General features: G+C 57.8%; 14 protein-coding genes. 3 read left to right on the top strand and 11 right to left on the bottom strand.

What is annotated here, in order from left to right; all coding sequences use genetic code 11:
- Nucleotides 1-469 (bottom strand): redox-sensing transcriptional repressor Rex (locus J4G14_13000; protein MCE2458708.1); only part of this gene is annotated, 469 nt, incomplete at its 3' end.
- A 513-nt stretch (nucleotides 470-982) separates the two neighbouring features.
- Between J4G14_13000 and J4G14_13005 the strand changes: the two genes are divergently transcribed.
- The 3 genes from J4G14_13005 to J4G14_13015 all read left to right on the top strand — a co-directional run bounded on the left by J4G14_13005 (nucleotide 983) and on the right by J4G14_13015 (nucleotide 3691).
- Nucleotides 983-2122, top strand: coding sequence for a citrate (Si)-synthase (locus J4G14_13005; GenBank protein MCE2458709.1), 1140 nt, complete (start codon nucleotides 983-985; stop codon nucleotides 2120-2122).
- Between the two features lie 25 nt (nucleotides 2123-2147).
- A complete protein-coding gene (locus J4G14_13010) occupies nucleotides 2148-2345 on the top strand; it encodes a hypothetical protein (GenBank protein MCE2458710.1) in 198 nt (65 codons plus the stop codon).
- A gap of 143 nt (nucleotides 2346-2488) precedes the next feature.
- Nucleotides 2489-3691: an SAM-dependent methyltransferase gene (locus tag J4G14_13015; GenBank protein MCE2458711.1), complete on the top strand. Its 1203-nt coding sequence runs from the start codon at nucleotides 2489-2491 to the stop codon at nucleotides 3689-3691.
- On the opposite strand, the gene J4G14_13020 is transcribed toward J4G14_13015, so the two are convergent.
- The 10 genes from J4G14_13020 to J4G14_13065 form a co-directional block, all read right to left on the bottom strand.
- The gene (locus J4G14_13020; protein MCE2458712.1) at nucleotides 3674-4408 is read right to left on the bottom strand and encodes a tRNA (adenine-N1)-methyltransferase; all 735 of its coding nucleotides are present in this window, start codon (nucleotides 4406-4408) and stop codon (nucleotides 3674-3676) included. The genes J4G14_13015 and J4G14_13020 overlap by 18 nt on opposite strands.
- A gap of 110 nt (nucleotides 4409-4518) precedes the next feature.
- On the bottom strand, nucleotides 4519-4827 hold the full coding sequence (locus J4G14_13025; protein MCE2458713.1) for a redoxin domain-containing protein: 309 nt from the start codon (nucleotides 4825-4827) through the stop codon (nucleotides 4519-4521).
- Nucleotides 4828-4845: 18 nt separating this feature from the next.
- A complete protein-coding gene (locus tag J4G14_13030; protein ID MCE2458714.1) occupies nucleotides 4846-5037 on the bottom strand; it encodes a redoxin domain-containing protein in 192 nt (63 codons plus the stop codon).
- A gap of 16 nt (nucleotides 5038-5053) precedes the next feature.
- Nucleotides 5054-6538, bottom strand: a complete 1485-nt coding sequence (gene gcvPB / locus J4G14_13035; protein ID MCE2458715.1) for an aminomethyl-transferring glycine dehydrogenase subunit GcvPB — start codon at nucleotides 6536-6538, stop codon at nucleotides 5054-5056.
- A complete protein-coding gene (gene gcvPA / locus J4G14_13040; GenBank protein ID MCE2458716.1) occupies nucleotides 6539-7870 on the bottom strand; it encodes an aminomethyl-transferring glycine dehydrogenase subunit GcvPA in 1332 nt (443 codons plus the stop codon).
- Between the two features lie 8 nt (nucleotides 7871-7878).
- Nucleotides 7879-8265: a glycine cleavage system protein GcvH gene (gene gcvH / locus J4G14_13045; GenBank protein MCE2458717.1), complete on the bottom strand. Its 387-nt coding sequence runs from the start codon at nucleotides 8263-8265 to the stop codon at nucleotides 7879-7881.
- 52 nt (nucleotides 8266-8317) lie between these two features.
- Complete coding sequence (gene gcvT / locus J4G14_13050; protein ID MCE2458718.1) at nucleotides 8318-9439, bottom strand: glycine cleavage system aminomethyltransferase GcvT; 1122 nt, start codon at nucleotides 9437-9439, stop codon at nucleotides 8318-8320.
- A gap of 50 nt (nucleotides 9440-9489) precedes the next feature.
- Nucleotides 9490-10299, bottom strand: coding sequence for an ABC transporter permease (locus J4G14_13055; protein MCE2458719.1), 810 nt, complete (start codon nucleotides 10297-10299; stop codon nucleotides 9490-9492).
- A gap of 80 nt (nucleotides 10300-10379) precedes the next feature.
- On the bottom strand, nucleotides 10380-11315 hold the full coding sequence (locus J4G14_13060) for an ABC transporter permease (protein ID MCE2458720.1): 936 nt from the start codon (nucleotides 11313-11315) through the stop codon (nucleotides 10380-10382).
- 111 nt (nucleotides 11316-11426) lie between these two features.
- Nucleotides 11427-12040, bottom strand: a 614-nt coding sequence (locus tag J4G14_13065) for a hypothetical protein (protein ID MCE2458721.1), incomplete at its 5' end; no start/stop codon positions are given.

Raw genomic sequence — 12040 nt, forward strand, 5'->3', positions numbered from 1 at the left:
CAACGGCGGGGACAGCAACTATGCCGATGGATATTCCCAGTTCGTCAACGACTCTTGGGAGGTTGCTCATCGGCTGGACTGACAGGTCGCCAACCGATGCGCCAACCTGAACGTCTGAGCTGTCAAATGCGGCGACAATAGTGAACCCCTCGGGAGCAAAGCCAGTGTAGTTTATGATGGCTCGCCCCAGGCGTCCGACGCCTATTAGACAGGCGCGCCACTCTCCGTTCAGTCCTAGGATATCCCTCAGCTCTTCGAGCAGGAATTCGATGCTGTAGCCGCGTCCCTGCTTGCCGAACCTGCCGAAGTAGCTCAGGTCTTTGCGAATCTGGGCCGGCGTCATCTGCAGCCGTTCGCCAAGCTGCTGTGAACTCACCACTGACGTTCCCTCTCGCTGCAGCTGTGTGAGCGCTCTGACGTACAGCGGAAGGCGAAGGACAACTACTTCAGGAACTTCTACTTGCTGCATTTGACATACCGACTCCGACCCGAGAACGACGTTTGGATTGGAAAGACCCCACACGTCAGGCTGATGGGGCTCAAAGACAGTATATATTTTAGCCGGGCAATTGTGAACTACGTAACAGACGCCTATTGAACGTGTGAAAGGACGACAGCCGCTGCCTCGAGTCCATGTGATGTAGAGGGGTGAGGCAGGAAGTGTTGGAGGGTCCTCAGCCTGGGGGTACGGTAGTCGTGGAAAGCATGTATGGCCCCGTTAGTCACGTCTGTTCTCTGGATGGCTAGCAAGTTGCATATGCAGCAGAAAGCATGAATCAGAAGTCATAAATTACGTTTATGGCAGGTTCAGAATTCTTGACACTAAATTGGGCCGATGCTAGAATTCCGGTGCTTTTCGGGGCATCACCGGACGACTGAAATTGAAGCCTGTACACCCTCATGAGTACGCCTTCACCGTAGCCTGTCTTGGCATGACTCGGCCCCTTGGGTAAGACATCGCCGCAGTGTGGGAGGACAAGATATGACAGAACGGAAGGTCCAGCTTCATCGTGGCCTTCGTGAAGTTTACATAGACAGGACCACCTCGAGTTTCATCGACGGTGACGTGGGCAAGTTGCTCTATCGTGGATATGACATCCACGAGCTTGCAGAGAAGTCTACGTTTGAAGAGACAGCGTTCCTCGTGATGTACGGCCACTTGCCGACTCAGGCGGAGCTGGACACATTTGACTCTGAACTGAAGGCAGCCCGCGAGTTGCCAGGTGAGATCCTGGACGTGATTCGCCTGACGCGAAACTCGCATCCGATGGACGTGCTCCGGACCGGAGTGTCAGCGCTATCAGCCTATGATCCAGATACCGAGGACAACTCCACTGAAGCGACGCTTCGCAAGGGCGTCCGCTTGACCGCCCAAGCGTCGACCATTGTTGCCGCTCATGCCAGGATTAGGGAAGGGGAGGAGGCGCTCGACCCGGACCCTAGTCTTGGCCATGCCGCGAACTTCCTATACATGCTGTTCGGAGAGAGGCCAGCGCCGGAAGACGCGAAGCTAATAGACAAAGACTTCGTGCTACACGCTGAGCATGGGATCAATGCTTCGGCATTCGGCGCTCGTGTAACGGCGTCCACTCAGGCTGACCTGCACTGTGCAGTCACTACTGGCGTCGGGGTCCTTAAGGGGCCGTCGCATGGTGGGGCCGCCGAAGAGGTCATGAAGATGACCCAGGAGATCGGCACAGAGGAGAACGCAGAAAACTACGTTCGGGAGCGCCTACGTGGTGGAGGACGGGTGATGGGCTTTGGCCACCGAGTGTACAAGGCGCTTGATCCGCGCTCTGTTCACCTCCAGGAAGATGCGAAGGAGCTCGGAGAACGCAAGGGCGAGCCGAAGTGGTTCCAGATTCTCCAGTCCGTCATTGAGGTGATGGAGCCCTATCGAAGGCGGGGGATCTACCAGAACGTCGACTTCTTCTCGGGCGCGATCTACTACCTGCTTGGGATTCCCGACGATCTGTTTATCTCGATCTTTGCCATGGGCAGGGTACCCGGATGGACCGCACAGGTCGTTGAACAGTTCGAGAACAACATACTGCTCAGGCCCAGACTCCTCTATACAGGGCCAATGGACGTGCCGTACGTGCCAATCGAAGAGAGAGGCTAGTCATACAAGGGAAGAAGGTCAGTAATTGAACGATGAGTCTGTAGTTGACAGCGACTGCCAGCACTACTGGATGATCGAACAGCCGAACGGCCCAACGAGTAACGGCAGATGTAAGGTGTGCGGCACGGTCCGCGAGTTCAAGAACTCGATTCAGGGTTCAGGATGGGACCGCGATGGCAGGAGGAGGCGCGCCGCAAGGCAGCAGCAGAGCTCTTCGACCTAAGCCCGTCGGGGCACGCCAGAGACCGAAAGATTGAAGCAAGGGACATTGCGACAGGCAATGTCCCTTCTTCTTTAGCAAACATCCCGCAGACCAAGGCCATCTATCGCCGGACCATGATTTCCCGCCACTGAGGCTAATCGTCTTTGTATGTGAAAGAGCACAGTGAACAGACAGGCGCCGAGCGAGAGATTAGAAGGCGCATCTCAACCTCTGGCGCGATTACGTTCGCGGAATTCATGGAGGTTGCGCTCTATCACTCTGACGGCTACTACTCAAAGCGCGGACCGATTGGCGCTGGTGGAGACTACTTCACCAGCCCTGTGGCCCATCCCGCCTATGGCGCCCTGATCTGTGTGCAGCTCGAAACTATGTGGCGTACGCTTGGTTGTCCGAGTCCATTCTGGGTGGTTGAAGCTGGTGCGGGGGACGGTGTGCTGGGGGAAGATATCGTCAGATACATCCGCTCCCATTTCCAAGGATTCTCGGAGACGCTCATGTATGTCGCAGTTGACCGAGTCGCGACCAGAGAACGAGCCTCCGACGGAAACAGGATTGAGTGGATTTCATCAACGGGACTCCCGGTTGGCGGCGTTGTTGGATGTGTGCTATCGAATGAGCTGCTGGACGCTATGCCGGTACACAGGTTTGAGGTCAAGGATGGCCGACCGTTCGAGGTCTATGTCGGGCTGGCCACGGATGGTGCTTTCGTTGAGCGACTTGTGGAACCGCCTTCCCCAGGGATTGTGGAGAGAGTCTCCTCTGTGCAACGGCAGCTTCCGGAAGGCTACTGTGGTGAGGTCAGTATGGGACTTAGGTCGTGGATGGTCGATGTGGCAGCATGTCTCCGGCGCGGGTTTGTGTTGACCATCGACTATGGGTACGAGCGGGAGCAGCTGTACTCAGATGAGAGGAACAGGGGAACGCTTCAGACCTACTATCGTCATACGGAGGGTGGGAGTCCTTACCAGCGCGTTGGCAGGCAGGACATCACGGCGCATGTCGACTTTACAGCCCTGATCGAGGAAGGACAACAGGTTGGTCTTCGTCCGGTGTATCTGACAACCCAGGGGGAGTTTCTTCACTCGCTTGGGTACGTTCAGATGGAGAAGGCTCTCGGGGATTGGGGGCTCGCTCTCGCAGTTCACCGCGCCAACGTGCGCGCTATGCGTCGACTCATCGATCCTGAGGGCTTGGGCAAGTTCAAGGTTCTCGTCCAGGAGAGAGACAGCGGGATTCAGCGGGATTCCGACTTAGTCCCGGGCGAAGGGGTGACTGCAAATCTCGGCAGCCCTGTCGCAACCAGCATGCATTTGCAGGCTGGCCAGGGTTCATTCGTCGCTTTCTGATGTCCGTTCGCTTACGCGACGCGCGGTAACTATGAACCCTGTGTGGCCCACCATGCGATGAGATGGTCGTACGCTGCGCCCGCTTACATTCCACTGGCGCATCATGATCTCCATCGTTTCTATCAAGTCGAATGTGCGCTGCAGGCGTAGGGTCCGCACCAGTTCTTCAACCTGCGGAACGGTGGGTATGAATCCGAAGAACAGACCTCCGGGTATCAGGCGGTCTGACGCGTGGGGGACGACGTGCCACGGCTCAGGCAGGTCGAGAATGATTCTGTCCAGATCTTCCTCTTCGAAGCCTTCATAGACGTCGCCGAGCTTTATCTCAAGGTTGTCCCAGTTTGCGAAGTATCTCGCGATGTTGGTCTGTGCCTGGTCGATCATGTCCTGACGCACATCGTATGTGTACACGCGCCCGGTCTCGCCGACGGCCCTGAGGAGCGTCATGGTGACTGCTCCAGAACCAGCCCCGGCCTCAAGGACGCGAGCTCCGGTGAAGATGTCAGCGTACACCAAGAGCGCTCCGAGGTCCTTGGGGTACATGACCGTCGCGATCCTCGGCATACGGAGTGTCAGGTCCGAAAGTGTCGGCCTGACAGCCAAGAGGCGGTGGCCCCTGTTGGTGACGATCCGCGTGCCCTCCGTCAGGCCTATCAGGTCGCTGGTGGGGTAGTTGCCGATGTGTGTCTCGAAGAGGTCGCCGGGCGTGAGTTGCACAAGATACGTGCGTCCACGGCGATCGAGGAGTTGGATGTACTCGCCTTCCCGGAACGGTCCCCGGCGTCGAATCGCACCGCCAGAGGCGGCCTCATCAGGTGATTTCTCTGCTATTGGAGCTTCTCGACCTCAGCCAATATGGCCTGGGGGTTAACGTCGCCGGCGGCAGTGTAGGTCTCTTTGAACCTTATGACACCTTCCTTGTCGACGATGATGATCGCTCGGAAGGGTGCGCCGAGTTGCTCGTTCAGTATCCCCAGACTCTGGCAGACTGCGCCGTGGGGCCAGTAGTCCGCCAGCAATGGATAGGGTATCGATCCAAGAGACGAGGAGAACGCCACCTGTGTTGGTCGGGAGTCACAGCTTATGCCCAGTACCTGGGCGCCAGCCTCCTCGAATGATGCGTTGTGTATACGCATCGAGGAGACCTGGTGCGTTCAACCACCTGTGAAGGAGAAGATGTGGAACGACAGTACGACGTTCTTCTTTCCCCTGAAGTCGCTGAGCGTTACCGGTTCGCCGTTGTGGGCGGGCAGGGTGAAGTCTGGGGCCATCTGGCCTACTTCTGACATATTTCTTCCTGTCTCCTGGTGAAAATTGGTTGGCGGTTTAGCTGGAAGGAGGGACATTGGCGGCTGATGGATTCTATTCCTGACGCCGCCATCTGAGGTCAGGCCTGCGAGCGGCGCGCGCCTCGTCCAGGCGTGTATTTGGCGTGTTGTGCGGCGCTTCGTGGAGCATCTCCGGGTCTGCGGCAGCTTCTGCGGCAATTTGCTTCATCACATCGATGAAGTAGTCCAGGGTCTCCTTGGACTCGGTCTCTGTCGGCTCGATCATCAATGCCTCTTCGACAACGAGCGGGAAGTACATTGTGGGTGGGTGTATTCCGTAGTCAATCAGGCGCTTGGCTACGTCCATAGCCCGGACGCCGTGTTCGCGCCTGAGATTTGTCGCTGCGAAGACCACCTCGTGCATACAGGTGCGATCGTAGGGCAGATCGTAGTAGCCCTTGAGCTCACTGAGGATGTAGTTAGCATTTATGACGGCGTCCTCGCTGATTTGCGGGATGCCCTCTTTTCCTAGCGTGAATATGTATGACCACGCCCTAACCAGGGCTCCGAAGTTGCCGTGGAATGCCCCCATTCGTCCTATAGTGTTTGATGGGGCATCGAGTGAGAAGGTCTCTTCTCCGTTGTCTGTCTTCCGGCCAGCGACCGGCGTCGGCAGGTAGTCGACAAGCCGGGGGCCGGCGATGACGGGGCCTGCACCCGGTCCGCCGCCACCGTGTGGCTGCGTGAAGGTCTTGTGAAGGTTCGAGTGAATAACGTCGAAACCCAGGTCGCCGAACTTGACTCGTCCGACGATGGCGTTGAGGTTGGCGCCGTCCCCGTACACAATGCCGCCGGCGTCGCGGACGATCCGGGTTACATCCAGGATATTCGTGTCGAAGAGGCCAAGAGTGCTGGGCAAGGTTATCATCAGCCCTGCGAGTTCGTCACTTACGGAGTCTCTCAGGGCATCGAGATCGGTGTTTCCGTTGGAGTCCGAGGGCAGCGTGACGACGTTGAAACCAGCCATCGCTGCGGATGCCGGGTTGGTCCCGTGCGCCGAGTCGGGGATCAAAACGTTCTTGCGCTTATCGTCGCCGCGATCGAGGTGGTAGGCCCTTGCCATCAGAAGGCCCGCGAGTTCACCGTCAGCGCCCGCCATAGGGGCGAGCGAGCAGCCTGCCATGCCTGTTATCTCGTTCAGGACTTCCTGCAACTCCCACACCAGCTTGACGGCACCCTGGACAGTGGCTACAGGCTGCAGTGGATGTATCTGGGCGAATCCCGGAATAGACGCAATCTCGTCGTTCAGCTTCGGGTTGTACTTCATCGTGCAACTGCCGAGCGGGTAGAAGTTGTGGTCTATTGAGAAGTTGAACTGGCTAATCTGCGAGAAATAGCGGACGATCTCCCCCTCGGACACTTCAGGGAGGTCCAGATCGTCGCGCAGTAGGGACGGTTCCGGAAGTTGTGCCTCCGGTACGTCGAGCGGAGGGAGGGTCGTGCCGATCCGGCCGGACCTGCTGCGGTCCATGAGCAGCTTGCGCCGGTCCAGCGCGGCCCTTTCAAGCAGGGAAGTCATTTATGAAGCTCCCCCTATCTCGGTCAGTGCCGTGACCAGATTGTCGATCTCATCACGGGAGTTCATTTCGGTGACGCACACTAACATGCCATTCGACACCTGGGCGCTGATGTCCGCTCCGCCTATGATGCCGTAGTCCAGCAGCTTCTCGTTGATCTCGGATGGGCTGCTCGGGCACTTCATGACGAACTCCTGGAAGAAGGTGCCGTCCATTGGTACCGAGTACCCGGGAATCTCTTCTATCTTGCTGGCGGCGTAGTGGGACTTGTGGTAGCAGAGCTCTGCTACATGACGGAGTCCGCGTCGTCCGAAAGACGCGAGGTAGATCGTTGACATTAATGCAATCAGTGCGACTGCTGTGCAGATATTGGACGTCGCGCGCTCACGCCTGATGTGCTGCTCGCGTGTCTGGAGCGTAAGCACGTAGGCTTCCTCGCCTCGCGTGTCGACGGTCCTGCCGACGATGCGACCCGGCATCTGCCGGATGTAATCCTGCTTGCACGCAAACAGTCCCACGTAGGGTCCCCCGAAAGTCGTTGGCACTCCAAGCGCCTGACCCTCGCCGACAACGATATCAGCGCCGTACTCGCCCGGAGGTCTGAACATGCCAAGAGAAACTGGGTCCACGCTGACGATCAGAAGCGCGCCCGCATCGTGTGCAAGTTTCGCCAGCCTGTCGACATCTTCCATGTAGCCGAAGAAGTTTGGCTGCTGGACGATCACGCAAGCGGTCTCGTCAGGAATGGAATCGGCCGATGCGGGAATCGTGTCAATGTCAATGCCCGGCGCCTGGACGTAAGTATTGAGGACTTCTCTGTAGAGAGGAGACACGGATTCTACGACCGCTGCACGATGTCTGCGGGTGATCCTCGACGCCATGAGAGCGGCCTCGGCCAGAGACGTCGAGCCGTCGTACATGCCGAGATTGGCAACGTCCATGCCGGTGAGCTGGCAGATCAGGCTCTGAAACTCGAATGCCGTCTGAAGTGTGCCCTGTGAAACCTCTGGCTGATACGGCGTGTAGGCAGTCATGTACTCGCTTCGACCCGCAACCTGCCTGACAACAGCCGGAATGTGGTGCCTGTAAGAACCGGCTCCCAGGAAACAGGCGTAATCCCCAGGTGTGCGATTCATGGCAGCAAGTTCACGAGCGTAGCGGGTGAGGTCGAGCTCGTTGCGCGCCGAGGGCATATCGAGGTCGTAGTTCAGGTAGCCGTCCGGTATGTCAGCGAACAGCTCCTCGATGGAGTCGACCCCGATTGCGTCAAGCATCGCTCGCCTATCCGGGTATGTGTTCGGGACATACGGAGACTGGAATTCGGTTGATGCCATAGTGCGAACTACGCCTCGGATTCCAGGAGGTCGTCGTATTCGGACGAGCTCATGAGGTTGTCCACTTCGGATGAGTCGTCCATCTGGACCTTCAACATCCAGCCGTCGTCGTAAGGGCTGTCGTTAACGAGCTCAGGTTGTTCGAGCAGCGTGTCGTTTCTCTCAACTACCTTGCCACTGACAGGGGAATAGAGATCCGATACAGCTTTTACGGACTCGATCTCTCCCATCTTCTCGAATTGGCCGACCTCGCCGCCCACATCTGGCAGTTCGACGAAGACAACATCGCCCAGGCTATCCTGAGCAAAGTGGGTGATGCCGATTATGGCAAGTCCATCGTCATCGACGTTTAGCCACTCATGCTCGCGCGAATACTTGAGATTGTCTGGATTCATGAGTTCTCACCACTTGCAAAAGGTGGGGCAGTCACCGGAGCCATAGAGGGGTTCACAATGCACCGACCGAAACATTACTGCCAGCGTAGAACGGGAGGTCAGTCACCTGAGCCACCACAGGACGGCCGCGTATTTCGATTTCGATTCGGGTCCCCGGCTCTGAATATTCGGTGGGAACATAGCCCATGCCTATGTTCAAGTCAAGAGTTGGTGAAGGCCCACCGGAGGACACTTCTCCGATGGTACTCTCCCCGTCGACTATCTTGTATCCATGTCGGGCGATGCCCCTGCCCTCCATCGCAAATCCAATCATCTTCCGGGCTGTTCCTTCGTCTCTTATCTGGCGCAGTGCCTTCCCTGCGACGTACGCTTCCCGGTCAGGCTCGACAAACCGACCTAGCCCTGCCTCGTATGGATTGATCGACGTATCCATGTCGTTGCCGTGCAGCAGCAGTCCGGCTTCAAGCCTCAACACGTCTCGTGCTGCCAGCCCGCACGCCGCCGCGCCAAGATCTACCAGGCCCTGCCACAGCGCCGGGGCGTCATCTGAGGGGGCCATGATCTCGAAACCGTCTTCTCCGGTGTACCCGGTCCTCCCCACGTAGCATGACGCGCCACAGATCGTCATGGTCCTGCCCCTGAAGGGCCTCAGATTCGAAATAGAGAGGTCAAAGTCAGTTAGACGCTGGAGTGTCTCTTCGGCCTCTGGCCCCTGACATGCGATCATGGCGACGTCAGCCGTCACATTCTTCATGCTCACGTCAGATCCGTCTGGAGTCCACTCCTCCAGCCACTCGATAACCGCATCCGTGTTGGAAGCGTTGGGTACAAGGAGAAAGCGCTCCCTGCCTCGCCTGTACACGATGCAGTCGTCGATGATGCCGCCGCTGGAATCACAGATCACGTTGTACCGCGCTCGCCCAACCCCGAGGTTGTCGACCCTAACGCTCAGGGTCGAGTTAAGCAGGTTCGCAGCGTCCGTGCCGGAGATTTCCAGGCGGCCCATGTGGGACACGTCAAACAGTCCGACGCCTGAGCGAACGGATCGCGCCTCTTCCAAAATGCTGCCGTACTGGACCGGCATCTCCCATCCAGCGAACGGCACGAATCGCGCTCCAAGGCTGGCGTGGACATCGTATAGAGGGGTGCGCCGCAGAGTTGCTTCGCAAGACATTTCAGACCTCGGTGTTCGGTCGGTCATCTGATAACCGGGACCGCTCGTTCCTAAAGCTGTCTTAGCCTGGGATCGATCCGGTCACGGAGCCAGTCACCCAGGAAATTCAGAGACATTACCATTAAGAATATGGTAATCCCTGGGTACACCGAAATCCACCACGCATCTCTCAAATAGTCTCTGCCATCGGCGATCATGGATCCCAAAGTAGGAGTCGGCGGTGGGATGCCGGCGCCGAGGAAGCTGAGTGATGCTTCCGCGAGTACCAACTGTCCGGCGCGCAAGGTGGCTACCACAACTACGGTGTTGGTTACGCCTGGCAAGAGGTGCCTCATGAGAATTCGTATCGTGGACGCGCCTGCGACTCTTGCGAGGGCTACATAGTCTCGTTCCCTAAGTGTCAGTACCTCCGCTCTCACGTACCTGACGTAGCTAGACCACACCAGCAGTACGAGAAGCCCCATGATGGTGGAAATACCCTGGCCGATGACTGCGGCGATGAGCAGTGCGATCATCAGGAATGGGAACGCGAACCAGATGTCTACGATCCTCATGATGACTTCGTCAGCTATGCCTCCAAAGTATCCAGCGATCAGGCCGAGAACTGTGCCGATTATCGTGCCGGTGACAAGCGCAACTGCGGCGACCATTAGGGAGACGCGAGACCCGTAGGCAACTCGGCTGAAGATGTCCCTTCCAACGTGGTCCGTTCCAAAGATGTGGTTGGTGGTGCCGGTCTCAAATCCCCAGGGAGGGACATTCCTCTCGCGCAGGTTGCCGTCCAGCGGTTCGTGAGCAGTGATGACCGGGGCGAAGACCGCCATCAGCACAAGGATAACGAGAATCACTATCGGGACGATGGGCCAGCGGATCAGGAACCCATAGGCGCGGCCGACGGTTGCCCAAAATCCGGGAGATCTCGTGCCCAGGGCTTCCGCGGTCATGAGTACCTTATCCGGGGATCCAGCAGGCTGTACATGATGTCGACAATAAAGTTTGCGATTATGAACAGCACCGTGAATATGAGCACTATGGCGACGAGAACGTTGATATTGTTCGTGGCAACGGCCTGAACTGCGTAGAAGCCGATGCCAGGCCATGCAAAGACCGCCTCGACGAGTACCGAACCGGTGATGAATCCGGCCAGCACGAGCGCCGTTGCCGTGAGAGGTATCAGGGAGGCGTTTCTGAAGGCATGTTTCCAGACGATAGATCGGTAGGGCACGCCCTTGGCCTTCGCTAATTTGACGTATTCTGAGTCGAGCACCTCGAGCATGGCGGAACGCGTGAAGCGCAGATACCCTGCCGCGGGCAACCACGCCAATACCACGGACGGCATGATGTAGTTGCGGACCGCTATCCCCTCTCCCATGCCAGCGGCAGGCAGCCAGTCCAGATACACGGTGAAGAGAATGATCATAAGAATCCCGGCCCAGAAGGTTGGAACTGCCTGCCCAAAGAGGGCAAATCCTCTCGCCAGATAGTCTAGGGACGAACCTCTGCTAATGGCTGATAAGACGCCAAGTGGAATGCCAATAACGGTGGCAATGACCCAAGAGACCAGTCCCAGTTTTGCAGATGGGCCAATCTTCTCGGCCAGCTTAGGGAGAACGGGCTTGTCGTCATGAAGGTCTTTGCCGAAGTCTCCCTGCGAGACAGCTATCATCCAGTAGACGAACTGGACCGGCACCGGCTTGTCGAGGTGCAACTCGCGGCCAAGCCGCTCCCAAGTCTCAGATGACATTCCGTATCCGGCCTGGCCGATAAGGGTGTACCTGGGATCAGCCAGTCCTCGCGACAGCCCGAAGACGAGCATAGCCGCAGCCGCGATTGCGATGACTGAAGTAATTAGTCGTCTGACGATGAAGGTGGTCAAGCTTGGTACCTTCCCGAGAGGTCAGAAGTCAGAGGGTACAACCATGCAGGTGAGTTGCCGGGCAGGGGGTGCCGTTACACCCCCTGCCCAAGTTGTTATAGCGGGTTACGTTTACTCGACGAGCTTTGCGTCCTCAAAGCTCCTGAGTCCGCCGATCTTGTTCCACTGGAACGGGCGCATGTCATCCCAGTAGACGGTCTGGGGGTCGTACATTGCGCCGTCCGGGAATCGGACGATGCCGGAGAACAGCTGCCAGTGGTGGTTGAAGTCGTGCTGCTCCAGTCCGAGCCCGATGACCTTTTCAGGGTCGGACGTCTGCTTCTTGGTCGTGTAGATCCTTGAGTGGGTGGGCGTCTCGATGCCAACGCCAAAGCCACCAGGGTAGTTTTCTGAGCTGAAGCTCCACTCCATGGGCCAGATTCCCATTCCAGGGCAGCAGCCGCTGTAGATGTTAATGCTGGTCCTTGCGACGATGCCCGGGCGGTGCTGGGCGTAGTAGTCCGTGCGGTCGAACTCGGGTGTGCAGCCGAGATTGGTCTGCCACATGACGCCAACAGCGTCCCAGACTTCCACACCAACTCCGCTGGGTCCGGTCCAGACGACAGGAGTCAGGTTGTCACATCCGCCGAAACCTGCCTCATCAAGTAGCGCCTGTGCAGCTTCGGGATCGTAGGGTATGTCCCACCGGCCGGGGTTGTTGAGGTAGAGCGGATCGTCAGTGGACA

This window comes from Dehalococcoidia bacterium (assembly GCA_021295915.1).
GTDB lineage: Bacteria > Chloroflexota > Dehalococcoidia > Lucifugimonadales > UBA1123 > VXRN01.